This is a genomic window from Mesorhizobium sp. CNPSo 4684 (genome assembly GCF_057784315.1).
Genome location: NZ_JBWLUX010000038.1, coordinates 33303 through 58518 on the forward strand (window position 1 = coordinate 33303; position 25216 = coordinate 58518).

Genomic DNA, 25216 nt, shown 5'->3' on the forward strand with positions numbered 1-25216 from the left:
GGGCTAACCTTGGAGAACACAAATGGACGACGACCTCCGCAGGAGACTTAAGGACCTCAGCGTCACTTTGCAAAATCGCGCGACAGAGCTCTCGTTAACCGGTGCTAGCGGCGACATAGCCATCCTCATGTCGGGAGTCGCGATCACACTCGAGGCTTTGCTCGTCGTAGCCGAAGAGGCCAGGACCCCACGCTCCGGCCCATCCGTCGCGCCTGACGCCGGATAAACATCTCCTAAGCCTGGAGAGGTTCAACCGATGGCGATTACCGAGTGCTGAAGGCCGCCAGCCCTGCGTTAGCAGCCGGCTCGCAGGAGCAAGGAGCAACGGGAACCTCTTGCCTACTCTTCTGCCTCCTTCAGCGCGTCACCGTGCGCCTGCTGTTCGCGCTCCCATTTTTGGCTCTCGTTGGCTTCCTCTTTGTCCAGCTCCTCTCGTCGCTGTCTGATGGAGTTCGTGATGCTCTCATGGCGGCTACGAGCGCGCGCGAAGGCGGCATTAGCCTTGGCGATCATCCGCTCGCGTTGCTTCTTCGCACGCTCCCACCTGGCCTCCGCCTTTGCGCGATCCAGGGCCTCACTTTTTCTTTCCCTTTCGAGAGCGGCTGCCGCATTCCGTTTCGCTTTCTCGTCGGATTTCATGTCGGCTTGCTTGCTGGTGTCCGCGCGCTGCGCACGACCCTGCGGAGCCCGCTGGACCCCCTCGAGTGCTTTCGGAAGCACAGCCTTCTCAGTGAATTTCCCATGCGATCCGACCGGCCGCCGCAACACGACGCCTGGCGCGGCCATTGTTGCCTCGACCACTTTGGGGTCTTCTGTCGGTTTCGCGAATCCGCGTTTAAAGATGTCGGGATCGGCACCCCAAGCCTCTGCGGCAGCTTTCATCGATGGTGCTGCGACGACAAGGTCAAAGAAGCCAATCGAGGTTTGATAGACTTTGAGTTTCTTCGCCATCCGATAGAGACCTTTACAAGGGTCCTTGCGCTTTCAAGCGACCTTGCTCACCGGATCGTATGTTTCGGGGGCAAGAAAGGGAATGATCGAATTTTTCGGATCGCATGGAAATCAAGCGGAAAGTCCCGTGCTCTAACAAAATAGCTGCATGATAACAGTCTGTTGGCGCTCTCATTCGTGGGGTGTCATTTTTATGGCCGGCCTCTTGAAACTGAAAAAAGGGAAAACTAGGTCACGGTGGCGTCAGCACTGATGTGTCTCTCCGCGCAGCGGGTATCGGCGGCCTCCAAGGCATCTGGTGGCTGACCGGGAACACTTTCGACGATCCATTGCCATGTGATGAAAACAAATTGTTTTGGAGGTGGAGACATGATCACTGGCCGGTTGTGAAAGGCCGCGCTTTCTGCTGCTCGGTCCGCTCCAAGTCCTGCACCGTCGACAGTAAGCGCAAGCGATGACTAACAGGCAGTTTGACACGCCGGTGACCTGCTGGTCGGAATGGGTTTTCCGACTAGATCGAGAGCGTGGTGGGAGCGTATGCCCTGCTTCAGGATTAGCCGGCCTGCAGCCGCAAAAGCGGGCGTCGCAGGCGAGAGCGCGCCGGAACCGTCCGCGCACCCTGATTGCCTTCGTCCGCCGCCATGGTTCGTCGGCGCCCGCGGGTTTGGCTGGCGGCGCATCCAGGACAAGCAACACCGTCTGAAACGATTGACATCCGACACGACCTCGTGCGGAGACCAAGCAGCAAACAACAGGAAACGTGAGATGACGATAGACACGAAGGTGAAAGAAACCAGAGCGTTCGACGCGGATGTTTCGAGGCTGCTGCACATGATGGTGCACTCTGTCTATTCCGATAAGGACGTCTTCCTGCGCGAACTGATTTCCAACGCCGCCGACGCCTGCGAAAAGCTGCGCTTCGAAGCGGTCAGTCGGCCCGAATTGCTAGCTGACGACCCGAAGTTGCGGATCACCGTTTCCGCCGATGCCGATAACAAGCAGATCACCGTCGAAGACAACGGGATAGGCATGAGCCGTGACGATATGGCCGAAGCATTGGGCACGATCGCGCGCTCGGGCACGCGCGCCTTCGTCGAACGCGTCGGCGTAGGCGGCACGGCCGACGATACGCAGTTTATCGGCCAATTCGGCGTCGGCTTTTATTCCGCCTTCATGGTGGCCGAACGCGTCGATGTCATCAGTCGCCTGGCGGGAAGTGACGAGGCCTGGCGCTGGTCGTCCGACGGCAAAGGCTCTTATGAGATCGCGCCGGCTCCGCTTGAAGCAGCCCCCATGCGCGGCACTCGCGTCGTGCTACACCTTATGGACGACGCCATCTCCTATACCAGATCCTACCGGCTTGAGCAGTTGGCCAAGTCGCAGTCGGGCCATGTGCCGGTGCCGATAACGCTCATCGAGAAACCCGGCGCCGACGCGCGCGACATTGCCGACGGCACGGCACTCTGGGTTAGGCCGAAGAGCGAGATCAAGCCCGAGGAATACACCGACTTCTACCGCAGTGTTGCGGGCCAGTATGACGAGCCCGCCGCCACCATTCATTTCCGCGCCGAAGGAAGGCAGGAATACAGCGTGCTAGCCTTCGTGCCCGGTTCGCGTCCCTTCGACCTGTTCGACCAGGACCGTAAGGGCCGTCTGAAGCTCTATGTGCGCCGCGTCTTCATCACTGATGATGCCGACCTTCTGCCACGCTACCTGCGCTTCGTTCGCGGCTTGGTCGATTCGGCCGACCTGCCGCTCAACGTCTCGCGCGAAATGATCCAGGAAAGCCCGCTGCTAGCGTCGATCCGCAAGGGTCTGACAAATCGCGTGATTGGCGATCTTGGCAAGCTGTCGGAAAACGAAGCTGAGGCCTATTCCAAGATCTGGGAGAATTTCGGCGTTGTCCTCAAGGAAGGACTCTATGAGGACTATGAGCGGCGCGAGCAATTGCTGAAACTCGCCCGCTTCCGCTCGACTGCTTCGAGCGAAGGCTGGCGCGGCATCGCCGACTATGTCGCCTCGATGAAAGAAGGCCAGAAAGCGATCTTCTTCATGGCCGGCGACGACCAGGCCCGGCTCGAAGCCTCGCCTCAGCTCGAAGGGTTCAAGGCGCGCGGCATCGAGGTGCTGCTGCTCACCGATCCTGTCGACAGCTTCTGGGTGACGATGGCGCCGGACTTCGAGGGCAAGCCCTTCAAGTCGGTGACGCAAGGCGTGGCGGAGCTATCGGACATTCCGCTGCTCGACGACAGGAAAAAGCTGAACACGGCGGCGACGCCTGAGGTCGATGCCTTCCTGGCGTTCGTGAAGTCGGCTCTCGGCGACGCCGTCTCGGACGTCAAGGCCTCCGACCGCCTGACCGAAAGCGCGGTCTGCCTTGTCGCCCCCGAGCACGGTCCGGACCGCCAGTTCGAGCGGCTGATGAACGCCGCCGGCCGCCTCGACAAGGCGGCCAAGCCCATCCTGGAAATTAATCCACGGCATGAGCGCGTGCTGGCGCTCGCCAGCCTCGGCGAAGACGAGCAGGCCTTTAAGGACGATGCAGCCCACCTTCTCTACGACGAGGCTCGCGTGCTCGACGGCGACAAACCAGCGGACGCCAGTGCGTTTTCGCAGCGTCTGGCGCGGCTGATCGCGCGCGGCCTGACCAAAGGATAGTCGCTCACTCCATAACTGATCCTTCCTTATTGGTGCAGCACTCGACCCGATTTGGGTTACCGCTTCCACACCAATGGCTCCAACCGAGGCCACGAGATCAATTAGCCGCCCGCCGAAATTCGCGTTGGCAAGGACAACCGCTGGGATGCCATATGCCGACAGGGTCTCAACCGCGAGCACAAGGGTAGCCCGTTCCGATGCGTGCTCTATAGGGTGCCTATGAGAATTTCGAGAGAGGTCATTGCCTGATTATGCACGAAATGGGCTATTCGGTCTCCAAAACCGCCGCTTCTTCGAAGCCCTGCCGTGGTTGCGCGCACACTGCGCTCAGGGTGGCCAGCTCTTGCTCCCGCCCCTCGCACCTCAACTATGCTGCCTTCGAAGCGTGGATGGCATGAAGCGTCTCGGGCTTTAGATGTGTGTAGCGTCGCAGCATGATCGCGGCGTGGCGGGCGGTAAGGTAGGTGAGGGCTCGTCGTGATCGGATTGCCGTCGGACGTCTACCCTGTCGGCTGGCCTTGTATTCAAGGAAATGCTAATGTTGGTCGGGCCGGCGAATACCATTCCATCTTCGCGCGGCTAATGGCGGCAGCTGGCGTCGAGGGGACGGCATGCGGATCGCAATGATAGGGGCAGGCGGCATCGGCGGCTATCTCGGCGCAAGGCTGGCCGAGGCGGGGGGCGACGTCAGCTTCATTGCTCGCGGTGCCCATTTGCAGGCAATGCGCCAGGGCGGCCTGCGAATTCAAAGCGATCTCGGCAACGTCTTTCTCCCGAGTGTGTCCGCGAGCGACGCGCCGGCCGACATCGGTCCCGTCGATCTCGCGATTTTTGCGGTCAAGCTCTACGACAGTGAGAAGGCCGCCGCAGCGCTGGGACCGCTGATCAGCAGGAATACGCGTATCGTGACGTTGCAAAATGGCATCGACAGCGTCGAGACGCTCGGTCGTCATGTTCCTGGCGACCAGGTGATTGGCGGAGCCACCTACTTGTCCGCATTCATCAAACAGCCGGGAGAAGTCGTCCACGCTGGCGGGCTGCGTGACATCCTGGTCGGCGGGCACCGCGACCCTCTCATCAAGGACCTTCAGGCGCTCTGCGATCGTGCTGTCGGGCTCGAGCTGAAGCCGGTTGCCGACATCGAAAATGTGTTGTGGGAGAAGTTCGTGACACTCGCGGCCTTTTCCGGAGGGACGTCGCTCATGCGCTCCGGAATCGGTCCGATCCTCGACGACCCCGAGGCACGTGTCTTCATCGAGCAACTGCGCGACGAGGGGATGGCGGTCGCGGCGGCGGCCGGCCATCCGATGGCCGAGGGGTTCGAAGGGCGCGTCACGACCAGATGGACCGCACTCCCCCCGCACGTAAAATCGTCGATGGCCAACGACCTCGAAAGGGGCAAGCCGATCGAGGTCGCCTGGCTTTCCGGGCGGATGCACGAGTTGGGAAACAAGTTCAGTGTCGCAACTCCGGGCCACACGGCAGTCTTCCGCGCCTTGCACCTCTACGCAGCGGGTGCCACGCCCTAGCGGTGTCCCATCAATGGAGGATAACATGGCAAGTTCGTCGAGCGAGAGTATACCGGTGACGACAGCTGACGAGCCAACCGGCACCCAGGACATATTTAACAAGGAGCTGGAGACGTATCGCAGGGTCGTGGCCACCAACCTCATGTTCCACCGCGAGGTCTACGGGCTCCTGCGCGATCTGCTCGTCGAGCATGCTCCAGGGTCGTTTCGGTTCCTCGACGTGGCGTGCGGCGATGCTGCTGCCTCGGCCGCGATGCTGAAGACGACCGCGATCGGCGGCTACGTCGGCATCGACCTGTCGGAAGCGTCACTGAGGCTGGCCGATCGCGCGCTAGAAGGGCTCCCGTGCCCGGTCGAGCTGCGCCGCGGCGATTTCGCGGAAGCGATGGCGAACTGGTCGGAACCCGTCGACGTGATCTGGATCGGCATGTCGCTGCACCACCTGGCGACCGAAGGCAAGGCGAGGCTGATGCGGCACGCCCGCAGGGCCTTGGGCGGCCTGGGCCTGTTCGTCATCTGGGAGCCGACCCTGTTCGAGGGAGAGGATCGCGCCGCCTGGCTCGCCCGCTTCTCCTTGCAGCGCGATAGATGGTCAACCCTTTCCGACGAGGAGTTCGCTGCCATGAAACGGCATATGCTTGTGGCCGATTTCCCCGAAACCGCCGACACATGGCTCGGCATGGGGCGGGATGCCGGGTTTCGCCGCGCGGAGGAGATTTTCATGATGCCCAACAGAATGGGCAGAGTATTCCGCTACTGGAACTAGCCAGCGCGTCGGGGCGACCGTGTCATCAAATGCGAAACCGGGTGAGATCCCGCCGGGCGACGCTCCGGTTCCCGCTGCCGTCGTGCTGGTCGGTCGCTGGGGAAGCCTGCGCCCGCTCGACGCCGAGCGCAACGCATCCCGTCTCTACCCACTCTCGCACGACGAGCATATGCATGCCACCTGGGTCGACATGAAGGTCGGCCCGTTCGCCAGTGAGCAAGCGTTCACCGACCACGTAGCCGAACTGTTGGCCGACAAGAAACGGGCCTTCTTCGCCGTCGCCGGCCTCGACGACAAGCCGCTGGGGTGGCTCTGCCTGATGGAGGCAAGACCCGCCCATCGTGTCGTCGAGCTCGGCTATGTGCTCTACACGCCGCCGCTGCAGCGCACGCGGCTGGCCACCGAGGCGCTCTACCTGATCCTGCGCCATGTCTTCGACGATCTCGGCTACCGGCGCCTTGAATGGACATGCACCTCGACCAACCAGCGCTCGCGCAAGGCGGCGGCTGGGCTTCGTCTATGAGGGCACGCAGCGCCAGGGTTTGTTCCTGAAGGGCAAGCCTTGCGACATCTGCGTCTATTCGATGCTTTCCAGAGAATGGCCAGCCCATCGCTCAGCTTTTGAGGCCTGGCTCGATCCCGGAAATTTCGCGGACGGCCAGCAGCTTCGCTCGGTTGCGGAGATCAGGGCTGGCTTAAGCGCCATTTGAGGAAGGGGTGTTCCTACCTACTAGGAAGTGTGTTTCATCGGCGGGAGATTTTCCTATGATCGCTGTTATTTCGGAATTGTGGCCTTACCCGGACCGCCAAAGTGACTACGTCTCCTTGGCAGCAGAGTTGCACCCGCTACTGGAGTCGATCGACGGCTTCATCTCTGCGGAGCGGTTCGAAAGCTGCCAAGAACCCGGAAAGTTCCTCTCTTTTTCACTCTGGCGCGACGAAGTTCCGCTGGCACACTGGCGCAATCTTGAAAAGCATCGCTTGATTATGGACTACAGTTTGAAGGGGCGTTCCGAAGCGCCCGCTGATTCTCGCGCATTGTTCGGCTAGCGCTATCCAGCCGTCACGTCCACTTCACGACATGGCCTTGCGCGGTCATAGGGGTCGCCAACAAGTGCTCCGCCGGGATTTCTTCCGTGACAACTTCGAAGCCGGCAAGTCTCGATGACCCGAAGCTGGTTGAGAGGGCAACATCAGTCGCGTCGCAACCCGTCGCCATCAGGATCCTACCGATTCGAGGGCGGTTATGCCGAGCATCAAATGTGAACCAGTGACCGCTAAGATATGCTTCGAACCACGCGCTGAAATCCATGGGATCCGGCACTGGAGGCACGCCGATGTCGCCGAGATAGCCGGTGCAATAGCGCGCCGGTATATTCATGCAGCGGCATAGCGAGATGGCCAGGTGCGCAAAGTCGCGACAGACGCCGGCTCGATCTTCGAAGGCGCCATAGGCGGTCCGCAGCGGATTGGCGGCTTGGTAATCGAAAGCGATGTGATCGTGCACGAAATTGCAGATCGCCTGAACCCGGGTCCATCCAGGCGTGGTGTTGCCAAAGTTCGCCCAAGCGAGGTCGCCAAGCCGATCGGTATCGCAATAGCGGCTTCCAAGCAGAAACCTAAGCACCTCGTCCGGGAGTTCCTTAATATCGTGTTGAACAGCGTTCGGCAGGACAACGTCGGACTTGCCGGTGTCGTATATCTCGAAGCTCGTCGATATCGTGGTCACCCCTGCTGGCGCTTCTATTCTCGTGCATGCGTTGCCGAAAGCATCAATGTAGCCGCGGGCCTCGATCGGGCGATCAAAACCTATGACCTGTTCCGTGAGCAGATCGACGCGGCGTGAGGGATGGATCTCAAGGACCAGCAGCATCGGTGTCGGCTGCGAGCATTCGTAGGTAAGGCTGAAACCTGCGCGGATCCGCATCGATGCTCCAATGTTCTAATCCAGGAACTGGGCAAACTCCGTGTTTGCCAAACAGTTCCTGAGAACATCAGACAGCGCTAATTTTTGTTGGCGTGGTTTCCTTCGCCACCTTCACCTCCACGCTCATGCCCAGAAAACTTGACGCGCTTCCGTAGTAGCTTCCAGAAAGTGGGACGGCTTGTCGGGGATGGCGAGCCACAGCCACCCTGATCAAATCCCGGTTGCCGACAATGCCGTTGGTTGGATCAAGCTCGATCCAACCGGCCCCGGGCAAGTAGACTTGGCACCAGGCATGCGTTGAGCCTCCGCCGCGGAAGCATCACTGTCGCGGCTCGGCACATACACATAACCGGTCACGAAACGAGCAGCAAAGCCAAGAGAGCGAACGGCTTCCATCATGAAAAGCGCAAAGTCCCGGCATGTGCCGTTGCGCAGATGCAAGGTCATGAGCGGTGGTTGCGTTCCAGTTTCGAACCGACGGGAATAGACGAAGCTCTCGTGGATGGCGTAGCAGAGGGTCATCAACAGTTTTCCGGTCTCGGTCTGCCCTCCGGCCCTGACAAACTGTCGTGCCCATTTGCCGACCTCGTCACCATCATCGGCGTGATGGCGCTCCATTGTTTGCGCGAGGTCGGCTACCTCGTCAGGGTCGTAGGAGAATGGATAGTTCAACGCGGCCTCATCGATACGGAAATCGGGCGCATGCTGAGGTGTGTGATCGAGCCGAATGTCTGTCGCAAAATGAAGTTCATTGGCCGAGCCGTGGAAATCGATCACGGCTACGCAGTTTCCGAAAACGTCATGGATCCATCGAACCTCCCTCGGCTCGGGTCTTACGGATAAGGCGTGATCCAGGAGTCGTTGATCGAAACTGTCGCGCGGCCTGAACATGAGCCTGTGCTCGCCAAACTTCACAGGCTGGTTATAGCGATAGACAGTGGTGTGCTTGACAGAAAGGATCGGCATCGGCGTCCGTTGATCCCTGGCATGTTTACATCAACCTAATGCCTAATCGGACCTTGAACGAACTATTTCCGCTTCTAGCGATCCTCCCGGCAGTTGTCGTGAAAACTCAGCCGCTGGCCGCCTTGTCAGATGGATCCTCGCACTCCAGTCGGAAGTTGACAGCCAGTGATGGACGCCACCGAGGGCTCTTGGAGATCGTTCCTGAGGTTGGATGTCGCGTCTAGCTGCACGCGTTCACATGACGCAAATCGCGGGCGCGTCTACAACCGGGCATGCAAACGACTGCGACTTACGATTCGGGGACTGGCACTTTCACAATCGTGAAAGACAAATGGCGCGGGACCTTCCCGATTGCCGATCTTCCAAAGTGGCTCGACTTTTACCGCCACCAACGCGAGCGATACCCTGCTCACGCCGCCTCCTATGACAGTGACGTTAAGGCGCTGGAAGCACTCGTCGCTGATCTGGAGAAAAAGTAAGCCCGCTGCCTGGCCGGGGGGCTTTGCGTTAGGCGCGGGCTTTAGGCGGAGGGCGGGCTTTCAAGTGCGATCCTGCGGCGCATGATCGACACGCTTGGAATGCAGGAAGGAAGGTCGGGGCCAAACGAGCGCTGAAACCGAGACAGGTATGGGCGATCCGCTGATTGTCAGCGGCGGCGAAGCAGTACCGTTTGGCGATGTGCCGTTTGGTCCGATGCGGCTCTCGTTACGCGGAAGCTTTTCGATTTCGAAACATAGGCACAACGCCACAGCGCTCGGCAAATGATCCGCCGCTAGGAAAAACTGCTCGGCCGGATTCAGGCGCGAGCCTATCAAGCCAATCAAATCAGCAATACCTGAAGCGATCCATCGTGTAATCCGGGTAGGCGTCCATCGTGTCGAACAAGTCGATCAGGTCAACGGTGTCCGCCAATATTCCAGACTGAACCAGCACCGTGGACACGCCGGCAGCAAATCCGCCGGCGATGTCGTGTTCGACGCTGTCGCCAACGCAGACCACGGTGCTGCGGTGCGGATTGCCTACCAGAGCTAGCGCGGTGTCGAATATCGCGGGGTAAGGCTTGCCAACACGCGTGACGCTACCACCGAGGTTCTCGTAGAGATCCGCCAGCTGGCCGGCACCGAAGCGCGGCCCCACCGTCGTCAGCATGATCTTGTCCGGGTTGGTGCAGAAGCATGCCACCTGCCGCGCTGCAGCCGGTGCAAGAAGCCTGCGGTAGTGGTTAAGATCGTAGCGGTCGCCCTCGCTGGCCGAAATCAGCACCAGCCCGGCATCGTCACCGTCCTTGGTCAATGCGAAGGGCAGACCTTCGATCGCCGAGCGGTCATCGTCGCGGCTTATCAGCAGGCATTTCGTGTTTGGCGGCAGCCTTCCGGATGCCGCCATGTCGTGAAAGAGCTCCCATGCTACCTCGCCGGAAGAGACAAAATGGTCCCAGCTTCCTGGTTCGAAGCCGAGCTTTAGCAGCCGGCTCTCATTAGGGCCTGCCCGCTTGCCCGAGTTCGAGATCAGCACAATGGTCTTGCCGGCGCGCTTCAGGGCCGACAGTGCTTCCACCGCGCCTGGATAGGGGCTGGTGCCATCATGCAGCACGCCGAACTGATCGAGCAGGAAAACATCATAGCGCTCGGCCAGCGGCCTGATGTCGTTGAGGTGTTCGACTGGTTTGGCGCTCATAGAAGTCCCGCCATGCTTGCGCCCATTAGCGCCAACCGCGCCGTGCCGGCAGCGGCTTCGTCCGAAAGCGGCGGCAGAAAATCAACGCCCAGTCTACGCTGCCGGATCGCCGTCCAGGTGGCATTTGCCGCACCGCCACCGACGCTTCTGACCGACGTCAGCCGCGGCGCGCCGAGCTCTGCGAGCCTGTCATAGCCGAGCGCCTCGATCGCCGCGATACCCTCCAACATCGCTTTCAGATAGTCGGCGTCCTCCACCGGCCGCGGCACAAGCCGCGGCGGCAGTTCCGGATCGGCGATCGGAAAGCGTTCGCCTGCAGCGGCAAGAGGATAATAGTCGAGGCCGGTCTCGGTCATCGGGTCGATCGCCGTGCTTAGCTCGATGATGCGCGCCAGAGGGAAATGCTGTTCCAGCACCTTGCCGCCGGAGTTCGATGCGCCGCCCGCCAGCCAGACATCTCCAAGCCGATGGCTGTAGATGCCGAAGCGTGGCGCCGAGATAGGCCGATCGGACAGGATCTTGACGGTCAACGACGACCCCAGGACGGTGACGCCGTCACCGACGGCGGCGGCGCCTGTCGCCAGGAACGAGGCACAGCCATCAGTCGTGCCGGCGACGACGGCCATCTCGCGCGGTAAGCCGAACATGTCCGCGGCATCCGCGGTGAGCTTGCCGACGACATCGCCCGGCCTGGCGACACCGGGCAGCAACTCCATGCGCATTCCGGTCGCCGCAATCCAGTCCGGCCAGGACTGGGCCGCGAGGTCGTAACCCGTTTTCAAGGCATTGTTCTCGTCGCTGACATCGAGGCGACCGGAGAATTGTCCCGCGATCCAGTCCGCCTGATGCAGCACTGCGGCAACGCCGGGCGTGCGCTGGAACCAGAGCGCCTTGGCGAGACCGGACGTCGCCCCAAGTGCGGCACTGGTCGCTGGGGCTTCGCGAGCGATAGCGGCCAGAATGGCGTTGTCGGCGACCGTATCGTTGTACATCAGCGGCCCGGCCAGCGGCCGCCCGGCGCCGTCGACCGGCAGCAACGTGCCTGAAGTGCCGTCAATAGCGATCGATCGGACCGCTCTTCGATCGATGCGCGAAAGCAACTCCGCCAGCGCTGCGCCGACCGCTGACCACCACACTGCCGGGTCGCGGGCATTCTGGCCAAACGACTCGAGCGGAACGGCGGACCGGGCGGCAATGGAAAAATCCGGACGCATGGCGACCGCCCGCGCACCGGACGTGCCGATGTCGATGCCTATGGCAAGCGGTGTGTCAGCGGCTGGCGGCATTGAGTTTCTGGCGATACTTCTCGGCGTCCCAGTTGATTAGCTCATCATTCTCGGCGGCGGTGAGGTAGTTCAGCCGCGCCGCAATGTCGATCCGTGCCGTCACGTCGGCAAGGCAGCGTTGCATGGCGTCGGCGCCGGCACTGGCGTCGCCGCGCATCAGCACGCCCAGCCCGGGAAACAGGATCGCCGCGGGTTTGGCACCGCACCGCTCTGTGACGCGCGGCACATCCTCACCGGGCTTCGCCAGGACCGATCCCCGGCCCAGAAAGATGACATGATCGGGATAGAGGCTGCCCCCGGACGCCATGCGGCGGCTTTCGGGATCGATGGCGACCGCATGCGCCTCGATTTCCGCCGGCAGCCTGTAACCGGTGTTCCCAGCCAGTGCCGTCAATGCCGCAACATCCGGTTCCACCACCTGGCGCGCCGGCCGCGCCAGAAGCAGCGAGACGCGGCGCAGCAGCACTTCGGCCTCGGCGACGGAATCGGCCGCGACGACCAGCCCGTGATTGGCAAGGATCAGCACGTCGACCCCCGGCTGAAGCCGCGCGGCAATACCCTGCGCAAGCGGCAGGCCCGGCCGGAAATATGGAACATACGCCCATTTGAGACCATCGAGGCGCTTGGCGGCCTCCACCTCGCAATCGGCCTGTACCGCCAGCGAAATGGTTTCGACGCAATGGACATGCAGGACGACGCGCTGCGGCATCAGCGCGTGAACGGTGGTTTCAATCGAAGGGCGCAGGCGGCCGACGTTGAGCGTCTCGATGGCGAAGATCTGCGGCTGGTCGGCGGCGCTGTCGTGCTGTTCGACAGCCCTGAGCAGTGGCGTCATCGCCACCGGTACCATGATGTCTTCGGAGAGCGCATCCTTCAGCCAGGTGCCGGAAGCCTTAATCCACAGCGTGTCGCCGGCTTTCAGCGAGGTGTTGCCGCCGGCGGCCTGGGTCAAATTTGGGCTGCGCCCGATGCTGGCCGAAAGCGATCGCAAAGCAGCCATTTCCTGCGCATCCGCATAGGTCGCCATGGCCCATTTCCTCTGTCAGCTCCGCCAGCCTCGCAGCTTCGGATACACCGTCGCAGGGGCCAACGTTGATGTTTGTATCGCAGACGCGAGCGACTTACGTCAACAGTGATCTAATATCATCAAACGTTCTTGCAATCAGAGAGCATTTGAGTAAGTTACATCAAAGGCCGTGGCAAAACGGCTTCCGGGAGGAAAAACGATTGAGCGACTCCGGCCGCCAGCGTCAGATCGTCGAGTTGCTGCGGGATCGCCCCTTCGCATCGGTACGGGAGCTGCAGGAGCGGCTTGGCGTGTCGGCGGCGACGGTGCGGCGCGACATCGACAAGATCGACGAGGCCGGCGAAGCAAGGAAGGTCTATGGCGGCATCTCGGCGCTCGATGGTTCTTCGCAAGCGGGTGTCGCCTATGCCAGGCCCTATGACGAGAACCGCGACCTTGCGGTCGAGGCCAAGCGGCAGATCGCCGCGCTCGCAGCGACCATGGTGCGTGACGGCGACGCCGTCATCGTGCATGGCGGTTCGACCTGCTTTCATCTCGGCGTCAAGCTCGCCGATCGCAACATCCGGCTCTACACCAACTCGATGCCGCTGGCGGCCTATCTCAGCGACCACGGCCATTGCAGCCTGACCGTCGCCGGCGGCGACCTTTACCGCGAGCCGGGCATCATCCATTCGCTGACCCAGGCGGTGCCGTTCTACGCCTCGAAATTCTTTCTCGGCGCGCAAGGCATCGGCCAGGACGGCTTGCTGGAATCGCACCCGCTGCTGGTCCGCTCGATCGTCGAGCTCAGCCTCTGCGCCGACCAGATCGTGGTGCTGGCCGACAGCCGCAAACTGTCGATCCACGCGCGCAACGTGGCGCTGCCGCTATCGCGCATCGGCACGCTGGTCACCGATGACGGCCTGTCCGATACCGATGCGCGCATGCTCGAAGACGCCGGCGTCATGGTGCGGATCGCCTCTTCTTCGGGAGGCGGTCAGTGAACATAGCCGTCCTCGATTTCGGTAAGACCAATTCGAAGCTGTTCGTTTTCGCCCCGGACGGGCGCATCCTCGACGAGCGCCGCACCCGGCCGAGCTGGATCCGCAAAGGCGGCTTCAGCGTGCTCGACGAGGCAGCACTTCACAATTGGGCGGTTGGCGCCATCGATGACGCGGTCGATATCCACAATATCGATGGGCTGATGGTATCGGGCCATGGCTGCACCTTTGCCCTCGTCGATGAGGCGGATCTGACGCACCCGATACTCGATTACGAGCAGGAGCCGCCGGCTGATATTGCTGCGCAAATCGATCGCCGCGTTCCAGATTTCGCCGAGACCTTCTCGCCACGGTTGCCACTCGGCTTCAACTACGGTCGCCACATGCTGTGGCTACAGGCGGTGCAACCCGGTGCATTCACTGCCGCGAAATCGATCCTCGGCTATCCGCAATACTGGAGCTGGCGGTTTGGCGGCCGGCCGGTATCGGAAGTGTCCTATCTCGGCTGCCACTCGCATCTATGGGCGCCGCGCAATCGCGATTTCTCCTCGCTGGTCGACGCCGAAGGCTGGCGCGGCCAGATGCCCGGCTTCGAGCGCGCCGGCGCTGTGATCGGCGAGCAGCGCTTCGGCCAGGCCCCGAAGCCGGTCGCCATCCACAACGGCGTCCATGACTCGAATGCCGCGCTCCATGCCTATCGCCGCCAGCAGCTTGGGCCGGTGACCGTGGTCTCGACCGGCACCTGGGTCATCGTGCTCAATCCGGACTGCCCGATCGACGCGCTCGACGGCGAGCGCGACATGCTGGTCAATGTCGATGTCGACGGCGGCCCGGTGCCGACCATCCGCTTCATGGGCGGCCGCGAATTCGCCACGATCAGCCCCGGCTGGCATGGCCCGATTGCTCCGGCGGCAGTGCAGCGGGTGATCGATGCCGGCATCATGGCGCTGCCGAGCTTCGCGCCGGGCGGGCCGATGCCTCACCGCCGCGGCGAACTGGTCGGGCGTACACCCAGTGCCGAGGAACGCGCAGCCGTGGCGCTGCTCTATGTCGCGCTGATGGTCGATCGGTGCCTCGAGCTGATCCATTCCGACAACACCGTGATCGTCGATGGCGGCCTGAACACTGGCGGGATGCTTGCCTCGCTGCTGGCGCAATTGCGACCGGGGCAGGCTTTCCTGCAGGGAGCAACGCTCGAGGGCAGCGCCACCGGTGCCGCCGCACTTGCCTTCGAAAGCACCGGACCCGCGTTTGCCACCGAGGCGCCGGAGGCGGTGCGCCCCGCAAGCTTCGGCGGCCTTGCCGGCTACCGCAACGACTGGCGCGGCCTCGCCGCTAACCGGCGTGCAGCCGGAGCAGCCTCTGGAGGCGCACGATGAGCGCCGCCGCCCGGATCGATACGGCCCGCCAGCCGGTGCTGGAAATGCGCCACATCTCCAAGACGTTCGGCCCGATCCGCGCCTTGCAGGATGTATCGCTGATTGTCCATGCCGGCGAACTGCATGCATTGATGGGTGAGAACGGTGCCGGCAAGTCGACCCTGATGAAGGTGCTTTCCGGCGCCTATAGGCCCGATCCCGGCGGCGAGATCCTGATCGACGGCGTGCCGGCCGCCACCGGCGACCCGATCAAGGCACGCGCCCAGGGCATAGCCGTCATCTACCAGGAGCTGTCGCTGGCGCCCAATCTGTCGGTAGCGCAGAACATTTTTCTCGGCAACGAGCCGCGACGGTTCGGCATCGTCGACCGCGAGCAGTGCAATCGGCGCGCCGGGGAGATCATCGCGCGGCTGGGCGTGACCTTCTCGGTCCGCACCCCGGTCGCAAGCCTATCGCTAGGCGAACGCCAGCTGGTGGAAATCGCCCGGGCGCTGTCGACCAATGCGCGCATCATCGTCATGGACGAGCCGACCACGTCGCTGACCTCGCGTGAGACCGACCGGCTGTTCGAGGTGATCGCGACGCTGAAGTCGCAAGGCATCGCCATCATCTACATCAGCCACCGCATGGAAGAGGTCTACCAGCTCGCCGACCGCGTCAGCGTGCTGCGCGACAGCGGCTATGTCGGCACGCTCGACCGCTCCGATCTGAACGCCTCGCGCCTGGTATCGATGATGGTCGGGCGCGATCTGTCGACCTTCTACAAGAAGGATCACCGCCCGCCGGACGAGAAGCGCGCCGTCGCGCTGTCGGTGCGCGGCATGTCGGACGGCAATCTCTTAAAGAATTGTTCCTTCGACCTTCACAAAGGCGAGGTGCTGGCACTGGCCGGCTTGGTCGGCTCTGGCCGCACCGAACTGGCACGGCTGATCTTCGGTGCCGACCGGCGCACATCTGGAACGCTTGAGCTCGGCGGCAAGCCGATATCCATTGATTCGCCGCGCGAGGCGCTCGACGCCGGCATCGCCTACCTCACCGAGGACCGCAAGCAGCTTGGCCTGTTCCTCGACATGTCGATCTCCGACAACATCAGCATGGGCGTGCTGGCCATGGATGCGAAGGCCGGTGGTTTGCGAGATTTCAATGCCGCCGAAAGGCGCGCCGCCAAGGCGGTCTCCGATCTCTCCATCCGCACCCGCTCGGTGCAGGCCAATGCCGGCTCGCTGTCGGGCGGCAACCAGCAGAAGGTGCTGCTCGCCCGGCTGCTGGAAACAGAGCCGCAGGTCGTCATCCTCGACGAGCCGACCCGCGGCGTCGATGTCGGTGCGAAGTCGGAAATCTACCGGTTGATCGACAATCTCGCCAAGAAAAGCATCGCCATCCTGATGATCTCCAGCGAATTGCCGGAGGTGATCGGCATCGCCGACCGCGTGCTGGTGATGCGCGACGGCGCCATCGTCGGCGAGGTGACGGCGTCGGAGGGCGAGCCGTTGCGCCAGGAAGCGATCATGGAACTTGCAACGGGAGCGGCTCAGCGATGACCGACAAGGTGGCCGACACGACAAAAGCGGACGACCGGGCGGTCGGCACGAGCAGAAGGTGGCGCACCGCCTTCGCCGCGCTCGGCATGCTGCCGATCCTGATCCTGCTGGCGGTCGGCTTCCAGTTGATGAACCCGCGCTTCTTCACCCAGACCAATTTGCTGATCGTCATGCAGCAGTCGTCGATCAACATCGTGCTTGCGGCCGGCATGACCTTCGTCATCCTAACCGGCGGCATCGATCTGTCCGTAGGCTCGATCCTTGCCGCCTCGGCGATGGTGGCGGTGATGGTGTCGCTGGTGCCCGATTGGGGACTGCTGGGCGTGCCGGCGGCCATTCTCGTCGGCCTCGGCTTCGGCGTCATCAACGGGTTGCTGATCGCCTATATCAGGCTGCCGCCCTTCATCGTCACGCTGGGATCGCTGACGGCCGTGCGCGGCATCGCCCGCCTGCTCGGCCAGGATACCACGGTGTTCAACTCGGACCTGCCATTCGACTTTATCGGCAACGGTTCGCTGTTCGGCGTTCCCTGGCTGGTCATCATCGCGCTGGCGGTCGTCGTGCTGTCCTGGCTGGTGCTCAAGCGCACCGTGCTCGGCACCTGGATCTACGCCGTCGGCGGCAATGCCGAGGCGGCACGGCTAACCGGCATCAAGGTGCCGCTGGTGCTCCTCTTCGTCTATGGCGCTTCCGGCCTTCTGGCCGGTCTTGGGGGCGCCATGTCGGCGGCCCGGCTGTACGCCGCCAACGGGCTGCAGCTCGGACAGTCCTACGAGTTGGATGCCATCGCCGCGGTCATTCTCGGCGGCACCAGCTTCATCGGCGGCGTCGGCTCGATCTGGGGCACGCTGATCGGCGGCCTGATCATCGCGGTGCTCTCCAACGGGCTCATCTTGGCCGGTGTCTCGGACATCTGGCAGTACATCATCAAAGGATTGGTCATCATCGTGGCAGTCGCCCTCGACCGCTACAGGCTCCAGGCAGGAGCAAGAACGTGATGGCCCTTAGTCGCCGGCAAGGGAGCCGGTTTCATGTGTAACGCACCGTGAGAGGCGCGGGGCAATTGGAGGAAAACAAGCAATGAAGACTATCGCTAAACTGCTCTGCGGCGTCGCCCTTGCGGCCGTCGTGACCGCGCCGGCATCGGCCAAGGATCTGAACAAAGTTGGCATCTCGGTCGGCCTGCTCGGCAACCCGTTCTTCGTCGCTACTATCAAGGGCATCGAAGACGCAGCCAAGAAGATCAACCCGAACGTCCAGGTGACGTCGGTATCGGCCGACTACGACCTGAACAAGCAGGTCTCGCAAGTCGATTCGTTCATCGCCGCCGGCGTCGACGTCATCATGCTCAACGCCGTCGATGCCAAGGCGATCGCGCCGGCGGTGAAGAAGGCGCAGGCGGCCGGCGTCATCGTCGCCGCATTCGACGTTTCGGCGCCGGGCGCTGACGTCACCGTGATGACCAACAACGTCAAGGCCGGCGAAGAGGCCTGCCAGTACCTGGTCGACCATACCGGCGGCAAGGGCGACTACGTCATCCTCAACGGCCCGGCATCATCGTCGATCCTGGAGCGGGTCAAGGGCTGTAAAGAGGTCCTCGCAAAACACCCCGACATCAAGATCCTCTCCGACGACCAGAATGCCGAAGGCTCGCGCGACGGCGGCCTGAAGGTTTTCCAGTCGCTGCTGACCCGCTTCGACAAGATCGACGCCGTGTTCGCCATCAACGATCCGACGGCGATCGGCGCCCAGCTTGCGGCCAAGCAGCTCAACCGCTCGGAGTTCATCTTCACCGCGGTCGACGGCGCGCCGGATATCGAAAAGGAACTCGCTTCCGGCACGTCGATGATCAAAGCCTCGGCTTCGCAGGATCCCTATGTGATGGCCGGGCAGTCGCTGACAATGGCGGCTGATCTGCTTGCAGGCAAGAAGCCGGCCGAGGCCACCGTGCTGCTCGACCCGAAGCTGATCACGGCCGAGAACCTGAAGGACTACAAGGGCTGGACCGCGGCCCGCTAACGTCCTTCAGAAGCGTGCGGCCGGGGTCACCGGCCGCACGTCTTGTCAGGCATCGGCTCCGCTTCTGGGTCCGATGCGCAGAAGCCGGAGACGATGATGTCGCGTATTGGAATCCATTCTTTCGTCTGGTCGGCGAGTTCGGCACAGGCCAACCTCGAACGCACTCTGGCCAAGACCAAAGAGGCCGGCTTCGACCTCATCGAATTCTCTTATCTCGACCCGGCCGATGTCGACATCAGAGGGCTGGCCAGACGCATCGCCGATCTCGGCCTCGGCGTCGCGATCAGCATCGGATTGCCTGGTGATGGCGACATTTCGAGCGCCGACAAAGCGATTGCCGCGCGTGGCGTCGAGATCCTCAAGGACACCATCGCGCTGACGCGCGATCTGGGCGGCCAGAAGATTGGCGGCGTTCTCAGCACCAGCCACGGACTGCAGACGCTTGCGCCCACGCGTGATCAGTGGCAGCGCAGCGCCGGCACGCTGGCCAAGGTCGCGGAGACGGCGAAGGCGGCCGGCGTCACGCTCAATCTCGAGATTGTCAACCGCTTCGAAAGCAATTTGCTCAACACCGCCGCGCAAGGGCTGGCCTTCATCGAAGACACCGGGTCGGACAATATCTTCCTGCATCTCGATACTTTCCACATGAACATCGAGGAAGCCGATGTGGGGCTGGCTATCCGCCATGCCGCAAGCAAGATCGGCTATGTCCATATCGGCGAGAGCCATCGCGGCTTCCTTGGCACCGGCAATATCGACTTCGCCGCGATCTTCGATGCGCTGACAGCTATAGGCTACAACGACGACCTCAGCTTCGAATCCTTCTCGTCGGAAATCGTCGATGAGAACCTGTCGAAGAAGACCGCCATCTGGCGCAATCTGTGGACAGACAATCTGGCACTCGCCAAGCACGCGCGCGCCTTCATCGGTCTTGGGCTGGAGACGGCACGGCGCAAGGCAGAGCTTGTTGCATCGAGACACCGTCCTTAGCGGGGCGCTTCCAAAGCATTGCAATTTTGCCATATGGGTAGGCGAGACGTAGATTGCGCACCAACGCTAACGTCAGAACGAGTGGGCATGATGCGCGCGAAGCATGGGCGCGCCGCAAGAATTGGAGGACCGGAGCGCTTGGGGACTTTCCGGCCGTCGACCGCTGCTTGGTAGGCCTCCTTGAAACCCGCCTGAAGGGGGCCAGCAGGTGCGGTTTCACTCGGCCTTCAGCACTGGGTGTCTGGTCAGCCAGTCAAGAATGATCAATCGGACGGCTTCGGGACGCCAAACGTCATGCTCGGCAACAAATTGATCGACGCCCGCCAGTATGTCGGGTTGGAGACGGGCATGATTGGCGCGCCGATCGAAGCGCGATCAGCCCGCAGATATGGAAAGAAAGCTTACGAAGATCGTGCCTTCGCTCAGCTGTGAAATTGTTTGACACGCTCGCGCACTTCGGCGAGCCGTTCATCACTGTTGTGGAGATCCTGCAAAGCACGCTCTAAGTGATCATAAAGAGGAAGCAATGCCTCGCCTTGCTTGCCACGCGCGACTATGATCTCTGCAACGCGGTCGAGCGCTCGCTCGATGCGCTCTGGGGTAACTGGACGAGGAGAGGTTGAGTACCGCCTCACAACATTGCCCCCTGTCAAAATCATGAAGTCAGCTTCTCTGAATCTGAACAGGCGCTTCGTCAAACGCCTGAAGGTCAAAACATGCTCGATTGGTATCGATAGTTGATGAAGCCGCAAAAAAATTGTTGCGACGATTTTTCCTTTAACATCAAAACCATAATTTTTTTGACGGTCTTGGTGTCGGCATTTAAATGTAATTTCAATTAGTTATAGGGTGTTTGAACAATTGAGTGGGAGTGAGGGTCGCCAGCGATCCAATATCCACGCCGTCGCGGAGGTCCGGCCGCTCCTCTAGGTGTGGAGCCTCAACAGGTTGTCCTCGGTTAGAGCGAGGCGACTGATAGGCGTTTTGGACTTTAGGCTGGCATGTGGCCAGTGCCAATTGTACCGATGCAACCAGTTGGGCAAGTCTTGGGCGCCGCATCGGGATGTCGGATAGGCGATGGCGTAGGCCCATTCCCTGAGCGCGGTCTGAATGAAGCGCTCGGCCTTGCCGTTGGTCTTGGGCGTGTATGGTTTGGTGCGGACGTGCTTGAGCTCGAGATCGCGGCAGGCCTTGGCGAAAGCTTCCGATCTGTAGCAAGATCCGTTGTCGGTCATGACCGGGGCGACGGTGATACCGAGGCTTTTCGTAGTAAGCGACCGCCGCCTTGAGACAGGCGGCCCAGCGCATGGAGAGGCAACTTATGTGACCGATGTTTTTTTCATTCTTAATTATACCCTTAACTATACATTCTATGCTGCGGTTTAGGCTCAGAACTGGGGCCGCTCCAATAGGCGAGTGAGGGCAACATGAAGGGTATGGTATTCACCGAGCTGCTGGGCTTCGTGGAACAGACCTATGGGGCTGATGCGGTGGATGACCTCATAGAGGCTTCCGATCTGCCGAGCGGTGGCGCCTACACCGCGGTGGGTACTTATGACCACAAGGAGATGCAAACTCTCGTCACCACATTGGCCGTGCAAAGCCACACGCCCCCAGACGATTTGCTGGGTTTATTCGGCCAGCATTTGATCGGGCGTTTCAAGGCTTCGTTTCCCGACTTCTTCAGGACGGCAGCCACCCTCTTTGATTTCCTCGAAAGCATCGATAGGCACATCCATGTGGAGGTGCGCAAGCTCTACCCCGATGCCGAGCTGCCCGAATTTCGGGCCGAGCGCGTCGGTCATGGGGCAATGAACCTTGATTATCGCAGCAGCCGTCCCTTCGAGGCGCTTGCCTCCGGCCTCATTCTTGGCGCGGCTCAGATCTACGGTGAGACTGTGCGAATAGAGCGAAGCTCCCACGAAAACGGCGGCGAGAAATTCGTTCGTTTTTCGATCCAGAAGACAGGTGCGATAGCTTAAATGCTCTCGGAAGCCGGCCATTTCGAGGACCGCGTTGCGCGTCTCGAACGGCGTCTCCAACGCGAACGGCGAGCACGTGAAGCGGCCGAATGGCTGCTCGAGGCGAAGTCGCTTGAGCTCTACAACGCCAACAGCCACCTGACTGTGCTGGCCAACGATCTCGAAATGCGCGTCCTCGATCGCACTCACGAGTTGGAGGTCTCCCGTCAGCAGGCCCTGTTCCTTGCGGAGCGCGATCCTCTGACCACGCTCGCCAATCGGGTCAGTTTCGCTCGCGATCTGGACGCGGCCATCAATGCGGCCCATGTTCAAGGTGGCTGTGTACAACTTCTGTTTGTAGATCTCGACCGGTTCAAGGAAATCAACGACAATTACGGTCATGCCGTAGGAGACGCGGTGCTGCTGGCGGTTGCCGACCGGTTGCGGGCAATCTGCAAGGAGCAGGAGGTGGCGGGCCGGCTGGGTGGTGATGAGTTCGGTGTTATCTGCGTGACGCCAATTCACAGCGAACGTGCCCGCGAGATCGCGGCGAAGGTCATGGAGGCCATGAGCAGGCCTATCGATTGTGGCCGCCTGCAGTTGATCGTCAGTTGCTCGGTCGGTTTTGCAAGCTTCCCCGGCAATGCCACGGATTCGCCAACGCTGCAGCGCTTCGCCGATATAGCTCTGTACCGCTCCAAGTCGGCGGGGCGCTCGACATGGACGGAATTTGACGAAACGATGGCGGCAGAGCTTGAGCACCGCCAGGGCTTGGAAGCAGAATTGCGCACCGCCGTGGCGGCGCGAGAGATCGAGCCGTGGTATCAGCCGATTATCTCCACCCAGAGCAACAGGATCGTCGGGGTGGAGGCGCTTGCACGATGGCAGCATGCCGAGCGCGGGCTCATTCTTCCCGGGCTGTTCATCCCGCTGGCCGAGGAAAGTTCGTTGATCGTCGAACTCGGCAAGGCGATGATCGACCGCTGCTGCCAGGAGATGTATCCGCTCATCCGCGAAGGTCGGCTCGACTATGTGTCGATCAATCTATCGACGCGCCACTTGCGTTCGCCCTCGGTGGTCGAGCAGATCGCCGCGACGTTGGCTCGTTATCGCTTTCCGCCCTCGGCGCTTCAGCTTGAAATCACGGAAAGCCTGCTGCTCATTGATTTCGAGCAGGCCGAGGAGCGGCTTTCACACTTTCGCGCGCTCGGCATCCGAATTGCCCTCGACGATTTCGGAGCGGGCTATTCAAGCCTTTCATACATCAGGCGATTGCCGTTGGACGTTATCAAGATCGATCGTTCCTTTGCCAGGGACATCAGCTCCGACGGGCAGGCCGAAGCGGTGGTCAAAGCGATCGTTCAACTCGCACAGGCCCTGGACCTGCATATCATCGCTGAAGGCATTGAAACCGAAAGCCAGGCGCTCCGGCTGACCAGCTGCGGCTGTTTCGTCCAACAGGGATATTTGTTTGGCAGGCCGATGCCCTTGAGGGAAATCACGCAATATCTTGAGGCCGGTGCGAATCCGATGCATGCCAGCCAAAGATAGGATGACGTTTTTCTAGCGTCCCCGAGGCGTTGCCCCAACCGGTTTGCCACGACCGACATTGGCCAAAGGGTTTGAACTACACTGGATGCAAAGGTCAGCTTTCAACCCTCATCATCCCGAAAGCTGACAATGCGGTTTCGTAAGAGTTTCGGGCGCCGGCAGGCGCACGAAAGTCCCCGAAGAACGAACCCGCGGGCCATGGCCGGGAAAAGGCTCGCTGGGCACCTCCATGGGCGCAGAAGCCGGCTGGACACCAAGCATTTCGATTTCGGCTGGGCACCGGCCCGGGCGCTGGGGCCATGGATCGCGGCCGTCGCGGTTCAGGTCGCGACACCGGCCTACTGGCCGCTCGCCATGATGCTGAGGCTGCTTGCGGCGTTCGCCGGAGGCCTCATTGCCCGCGCCGTCGGACGCTACGAACATGCGGTCCTGCCAATGGTCGACCTTCTGTCGGGCGACACAGATGTGGTTCTCGATGCAGGATGCGGCGCCGGGCTAACCACGATCGCGCTCGGCCGTGCATTTCGAAGAGACAGGATCGTCGCGCTCGACCGCTTCGATCCGGACTATATCGAAGGCGGCGGCCGGGCGTTGCTCGAACAGAACCTGCGGCTCGCCGGGCTGACCGGGCGCGTCGACATCGAACTTGGCGACCTGACTGCATTACCTTTCCCGGAAGGCCGTTTCGACGCCGCCGTGAGCGCTCATCGATCGGCTCGGCCCGCAAAAGGAACAGGACTGCGTGAGATATTCCGGGTCTTAAACCCAGGCGGGCGTTTTCTCCTCATCGTCTGGGTGCCCGGATGGACCATGTTCGCGGTAGTCAGCGTACTCGCGCTGCTTTTCTCGGGCAAACGCGCCTGGCGGCGGATGGCAACGAGCGCCGGCTTCGAGTCCTGTGGCGAAGGTATGCTCAACGGCAACTGGTTTGTCGTACTCAAGAAACCGGGAGCGTGATCGGGTCTGGAGCCGGTCCGTCGCCGAGACCATGTGCGACAGGAGGGACGAGCGTTCGGAACGGCGCGCACGCCTATTCGACCTGATGGATCGTGTTGCATGGATCAAAGTATGGACGACAACAATCCGGGGCGCGTGTTCGCTTGCGCATCACCGCGTATCAAATTAATGGAAACCCGGAGAGGACTTGGTGCCTCTGCAGGTGAAAAGTGCTGACCTTCCCAGGGTTCTATCTTGCGTCGTGCCTGCTCGCGCTTGTTGCGCTCGTAGCTGTGCTCGAACTCGGCCTGCTTCCGGCACTGCTTTCGGGCCTTCTCGTATTTAACCTCGTTCATTTCGCCGCACCGATGCTCCATCGAATCGGGGTCTCCAGCAGCCTGACGAAAAGCCTTGCGCTGACCTTGGTGGCATTGATTTTCACGCTCCTGATAGCCGCCGCTATCTTTAGCGGCGTGTCGCAATTGACTGGCGGTTCGGAGAACGTCGTGACGCTCCTCAAGAAGATGGCCGAGATCATCGATACTGCGCGCGTCCATCTCCCAACCTGGGCGATGGACTATTTTCCGTCGAATATCGAGGAACTGGAAGTCTTCGCTGCCCGGTGGCTCCGCGAACATGCTGGCCAGCTTCAACTCGTCGGGCGGGATGTCGGCGTCCTGGTGGTCCACATTATCGTCGGCATGGTGATCGGCGGCTTGATCGCGGTGAGTTCAGCGGCGCCATCGGGCGAGCCCGGCCCACTGGCGGACGCGCTGGCGGATCGTGTCAACATTCTGAGCAAGGCCTTTCGCAACATCGTGTTCTCGCAAATCCGGATTTCGGCGTTGAATACGTTTCTGACTTCGATCTATCTCGTCGCTGTTCTACCGTCCTTCGGCATCGATTTGCCATTCATCAGGACCATGATAGCGCTGACTTTCGTCGCCGGCCTTCTGCCGGTCATCGGCAATCTGATCTCCAACACGGTGATCGTGGTTGTCAGCCTCAGCATCTCCTTCCTTGCAGCGCTAGGCTCGCTTGCCTTTCTCATCGTCATTCACAAGCTCGAATA

At 61.5% G+C, this 25216-nt stretch carries 23 protein-coding genes and 3 pseudogenes; 18 read left to right on the plus strand and 8 right to left on the minus strand.

Annotation, left to right across the window (positions count from 1 at the left end):
- The first annotated feature begins 22 nt into the window (after positions 1 to 22).
- A complete protein-coding gene (locus AC04SG_RS27860; RefSeq protein WP_488553670.1) occupies positions 23 to 226 on the plus strand; it encodes a hypothetical protein in 204 nt (67 codons plus the stop codon).
- Between the two features lie 113 nt (positions 227 to 339).
- On the opposite strand, the gene AC04SG_RS27865 is transcribed toward AC04SG_RS27860, so the two are convergent.
- Positions 340 to 951 carry a cell envelope biogenesis protein TolA gene (locus AC04SG_RS27865; protein ID WP_488553671.1) on the minus strand — a complete coding sequence of 204 codons (612 nt, stop codon included), beginning with the start codon at positions 949 to 951 and terminating at the stop codon, positions 340 to 342.
- A gap of 765 nt (positions 952 to 1716) precedes the next feature.
- On the opposite strand from AC04SG_RS27865, the gene htpG reads away from it, so the two are divergent.
- The 5 genes from htpG (at position 1717) to AC04SG_RS27890 (ending at position 6954) form a co-directional block, all read left to right on the plus strand.
- Positions 1717 to 3609 (plus strand): molecular chaperone HtpG, encoded by a 1893-nt coding sequence (gene htpG / locus AC04SG_RS27870; protein WP_488553672.1) that lies wholly within the window; start codon positions 1717 to 1719, stop codon positions 3607 to 3609.
- A 611-nt stretch (positions 3610 to 4220) separates the two neighbouring features.
- On the plus strand, positions 4221 to 5138 hold the full coding sequence (locus tag AC04SG_RS27875; protein ID WP_488553673.1) for a ketopantoate reductase family protein: 918 nt from the start codon (positions 4221 to 4223) through the stop codon (positions 5136 to 5138).
- Between the two features lie 25 nt (positions 5139 to 5163).
- On the plus strand, positions 5164 to 5904 hold the full coding sequence (locus tag AC04SG_RS27880) for a class I SAM-dependent methyltransferase (protein ID WP_488553674.1): 741 nt from the start codon (positions 5164 to 5166) through the stop codon (positions 5902 to 5904).
- Between the two features lie 19 nt (positions 5905 to 5923).
- Positions 5924 to 6427 (plus strand): GNAT family N-acetyltransferase, encoded by a 504-nt coding sequence (locus AC04SG_RS27885; RefSeq protein ID WP_488553675.1) that lies wholly within the window; start codon positions 5924 to 5926, stop codon positions 6425 to 6427.
- 242 nt (positions 6428 to 6669) lie between these two features.
- Positions 6670 to 6954: an antibiotic biosynthesis monooxygenase family protein gene (locus AC04SG_RS27890; RefSeq protein WP_488553676.1), complete on the plus strand. Its 285-nt coding sequence runs from the start codon at positions 6670 to 6672 to the stop codon at positions 6952 to 6954.
- 13 nt (positions 6955 to 6967) lie between these two features.
- Here the strand turns inward: AC04SG_RS27890 and AC04SG_RS27895 are convergent, their stop codons facing one another.
- The gene (locus AC04SG_RS27895) at positions 6968 to 7831 is read right to left on the minus strand and encodes a transglutaminase-like domain-containing protein (RefSeq protein WP_488553677.1); all 864 of its coding nucleotides are present in this window, start codon (positions 7829 to 7831) and stop codon (positions 6968 to 6970) included.
- 67 nt (positions 7832 to 7898) lie between these two features.
- Positions 7899 to 8797: pseudogene (locus AC04SG_RS27900) on the minus strand (transglutaminase family protein).
- A gap of 627 nt (positions 8798 to 9424) precedes the next feature.
- Between AC04SG_RS27900 and AC04SG_RS27905 the strand changes: the two are divergent.
- Positions 9425 to 9562 carry a hypothetical protein gene (locus AC04SG_RS27905; RefSeq protein WP_488553678.1) on the plus strand — a complete coding sequence of 46 codons (138 nt, stop codon included), beginning with the start codon at positions 9425 to 9427 and terminating at the stop codon, positions 9560 to 9562.
- A 60-nt stretch (positions 9563 to 9622) separates the two neighbouring features.
- Here AC04SG_RS27905 and AC04SG_RS27910 read toward each other — a convergent pair whose 3' ends face one another.
- The 3 genes from AC04SG_RS27910 to AC04SG_RS27920 are packed head-to-tail and all read right to left on the minus strand — an operon-like array spanning position 9623 to position 12787.
- Positions 9623 to 10474, minus strand: a complete 852-nt coding sequence (locus AC04SG_RS27910) for a TIGR01459 family HAD-type hydrolase (protein ID WP_488553679.1) — start codon at positions 10472 to 10474, stop codon at positions 9623 to 9625.
- Positions 10471 to 11760 carry an FGGY-family carbohydrate kinase gene (locus AC04SG_RS27915; RefSeq protein ID WP_488553680.1) on the minus strand — a complete coding sequence of 430 codons (1290 nt, stop codon included), beginning with the start codon at positions 11758 to 11760 and terminating at the stop codon, positions 10471 to 10473. Before AC04SG_RS27915 ends, AC04SG_RS27910 begins: the two co-directional genes overlap by 4 nt.
- Positions 11744 to 12787, minus strand: a complete 1044-nt coding sequence (locus AC04SG_RS27920; protein WP_488553681.1) for a class II aldolase/adducin family protein — start codon at positions 12785 to 12787, stop codon at positions 11744 to 11746. Before AC04SG_RS27920 ends, AC04SG_RS27915 begins: the two co-directional genes overlap by 17 nt.
- Before the next feature lie 200 nt (positions 12788 to 12987).
- Here AC04SG_RS27920 and AC04SG_RS27925 point away from each other — a divergent pair, with 200 nt between their 5' ends.
- From AC04SG_RS27925 to AC04SG_RS27955, 7 genes are all read left to right on the plus strand, one after another.
- Positions 12988 to 13770: a DeoR/GlpR family DNA-binding transcription regulator gene (locus AC04SG_RS27925; protein WP_488553682.1), complete on the plus strand. Its 783-nt coding sequence runs from the start codon at positions 12988 to 12990 to the stop codon at positions 13768 to 13770.
- The gene (locus AC04SG_RS27930; protein ID WP_488553683.1) at positions 13767 to 15146 is read left to right on the plus strand and encodes an FGGY-family carbohydrate kinase; all 1380 of its coding nucleotides are present in this window, start codon (positions 13767 to 13769) and stop codon (positions 15144 to 15146) included. The genes AC04SG_RS27925 and AC04SG_RS27930 overlap by 4 nt, the downstream gene beginning before the upstream one ends.
- Positions 15143 to 16687 (plus strand): sugar ABC transporter ATP-binding protein, encoded by a 1545-nt coding sequence (locus AC04SG_RS27935; RefSeq protein ID WP_488553684.1) that lies wholly within the window; start codon positions 15143 to 15145, stop codon positions 16685 to 16687. Before AC04SG_RS27930 ends, AC04SG_RS27935 begins: the two co-directional genes overlap by 4 nt.
- On the plus strand, positions 16684 to 17685 hold the full coding sequence (locus AC04SG_RS27940) for an ABC transporter permease subunit (RefSeq protein ID WP_488553685.1): 1002 nt from the start codon (positions 16684 to 16686) through the stop codon (positions 17683 to 17685). The genes AC04SG_RS27935 and AC04SG_RS27940 overlap by 4 nt, the downstream gene beginning before the upstream one ends.
- Before the next feature lie 82 nt (positions 17686 to 17767).
- The gene (locus tag AC04SG_RS27945) at positions 17768 to 18706 is read left to right on the plus strand and encodes an ABC transporter substrate-binding protein (protein WP_352591458.1); all 939 of its coding nucleotides are present in this window, start codon (positions 17768 to 17770) and stop codon (positions 18704 to 18706) included.
- Between the two features lie 96 nt (positions 18707 to 18802).
- Complete coding sequence (locus AC04SG_RS27950) at positions 18803 to 19696, plus strand: sugar phosphate isomerase/epimerase family protein (RefSeq protein WP_488553686.1); 894 nt, start codon at positions 18803 to 18805, stop codon at positions 19694 to 19696.
- 294 nt (positions 19697 to 19990) lie between these two features.
- Positions 19991 to 20128, plus strand: a complete 138-nt coding sequence (locus AC04SG_RS27955; protein WP_488553687.1) for a hypothetical protein — start codon at positions 19991 to 19993, stop codon at positions 20126 to 20128.
- A gap of 494 nt (positions 20129 to 20622) precedes the next feature.
- On the opposite strand, the pseudogene AC04SG_RS27960 reads toward AC04SG_RS27955, so the two are convergent.
- Positions 20623 to 20992 (minus strand): annotated as a pseudogene (locus AC04SG_RS27960) (integrase core domain-containing protein); the annotation flags it as partial.
- Between the two features lie 131 nt (positions 20993 to 21123).
- Between AC04SG_RS27960 and AC04SG_RS27965 the strand changes: the two are divergent.
- From AC04SG_RS27965 to AC04SG_RS27975, 3 genes are all read left to right on the plus strand, one after another.
- Complete coding sequence (locus AC04SG_RS27965) at positions 21124 to 21678, plus strand: heme NO-binding domain-containing protein (RefSeq protein WP_488553688.1); 555 nt, start codon at positions 21124 to 21126, stop codon at positions 21676 to 21678.
- The gene (locus AC04SG_RS27970) at positions 21679 to 23208 is read left to right on the plus strand and encodes a putative bifunctional diguanylate cyclase/phosphodiesterase (RefSeq protein ID WP_488553689.1); all 1530 of its coding nucleotides are present in this window, start codon (positions 21679 to 21681) and stop codon (positions 23206 to 23208) included.
- A gap of 198 nt (positions 23209 to 23406) precedes the next feature.
- Positions 23407 to 24165 (plus strand): class I SAM-dependent methyltransferase, encoded by a 759-nt coding sequence (locus AC04SG_RS27975; RefSeq protein ID WP_488553690.1) that lies wholly within the window; start codon positions 23407 to 23409, stop codon positions 24163 to 24165.
- Positions 24166 to 24269: 104 nt separating this feature from the next.
- On the opposite strand, the gene AC04SG_RS27980 is transcribed toward AC04SG_RS27975, so the two are convergent.
- On the minus strand, positions 24270 to 24833 hold the full coding sequence (locus AC04SG_RS27980; protein ID WP_488553691.1) for a hypothetical protein: 564 nt from the start codon (positions 24831 to 24833) through the stop codon (positions 24270 to 24272).
- Here AC04SG_RS27980 and AC04SG_RS27985 point away from each other — a divergent pair.
- Positions 24825 to 25216: pseudogene (locus AC04SG_RS27985) on the plus strand (hypothetical protein); the annotation flags it as partial. The gene AC04SG_RS27980 and the pseudogene AC04SG_RS27985 overlap by 9 nt on opposite strands.

Excerpts from the sequence above, each read along its gene's own strand:
- AC04SG_RS27955 (WP_488553687.1), top strand. The coding sequence starts at position 19,991 with ATGCTCGGCAACAAATTGATCGACGCCCGCCAGTATGTCGGGTTGGAG.
- htpG (WP_488553672.1), top strand. The coding sequence starts at position 1,717 with ATGACGATAGACACGAAGGTGAAAGAAACCAGAGCGTTCGACGCGGAT.
- AC04SG_RS27950 (WP_488553686.1), top strand. The coding sequence starts at position 18,803 with ATGTCGCGTATTGGAATCCATTCTTTCGTCTGGTCGGCGAGTTCGGCA.
- AC04SG_RS27895 (WP_488553677.1), bottom strand. The coding sequence starts at position 7,831 with ATGCGGATCCGCGCAGGTTTCAGCCTTACCTACGAATGCTCGCAGCCG.
- AC04SG_RS27965 (WP_488553688.1), top strand. The coding sequence starts at position 21,124 with ATGAAGGGTATGGTATTCACCGAGCTGCTGGGCTTCGTGGAACAGACC.
- AC04SG_RS27890 (WP_488553676.1), top strand. The coding sequence starts at position 6,670 with ATGATCGCTGTTATTTCGGAATTGTGGCCTTACCCGGACCGCCAAAGT.
- AC04SG_RS27910 (WP_488553679.1), bottom strand. The coding sequence starts at position 10,474 with ATGAGCGCCAAACCAGTCGAACACCTCAACGACATCAGGCCGCTGGCC.
- AC04SG_RS27905 (WP_488553678.1), top strand. The coding sequence starts at position 9,425 with ATGGGCGATCCGCTGATTGTCAGCGGCGGCGAAGCAGTACCGTTTGGC.
- AC04SG_RS27875 (WP_488553673.1), top strand. The coding sequence starts at position 4,221 with ATGCGGATCGCAATGATAGGGGCAGGCGGCATCGGCGGCTATCTCGGC.
- AC04SG_RS27935 (WP_488553684.1), top strand. The coding sequence starts at position 15,143 with ATGAGCGCCGCCGCCCGGATCGATACGGCCCGCCAGCCGGTGCTGGAA.
- AC04SG_RS27880 (WP_488553674.1), top strand. The coding sequence starts at position 5,164 with ATGGCAAGTTCGTCGAGCGAGAGTATACCGGTGACGACAGCTGACGAG.
- AC04SG_RS27940 (WP_488553685.1), top strand. The coding sequence starts at position 16,684 with ATGACCGACAAGGTGGCCGACACGACAAAAGCGGACGACCGGGCGGTC.
- AC04SG_RS27945 (WP_352591458.1), top strand. The coding sequence starts at position 17,768 with ATGAAGACTATCGCTAAACTGCTCTGCGGCGTCGCCCTTGCGGCCGTC.
- AC04SG_RS27920 (WP_488553681.1), bottom strand. The coding sequence starts at position 12,787 with ATGGCGACCTATGCGGATGCGCAGGAAATGGCTGCTTTGCGATCGCTT.
- AC04SG_RS27860 (WP_488553670.1), top strand. The coding sequence starts at position 23 with ATGGACGACGACCTCCGCAGGAGACTTAAGGACCTCAGCGTCACTTTG.
- AC04SG_RS27915 (WP_488553680.1), bottom strand. The coding sequence starts at position 11,760 with ATGCCGCCAGCCGCTGACACACCGCTTGCCATAGGCATCGACATCGGC.
- AC04SG_RS27970 (WP_488553689.1), top strand. The coding sequence starts at position 21,679 with ATGCTCTCGGAAGCCGGCCATTTCGAGGACCGCGTTGCGCGTCTCGAA.
- AC04SG_RS27975 (WP_488553690.1), top strand. The coding sequence starts at position 23,407 with ATGGCCGGGAAAAGGCTCGCTGGGCACCTCCATGGGCGCAGAAGCCGG.
- AC04SG_RS27865 (WP_488553671.1), bottom strand. The coding sequence starts at position 951 with ATGGCGAAGAAACTCAAAGTCTATCAAACCTCGATTGGCTTCTTTGAC.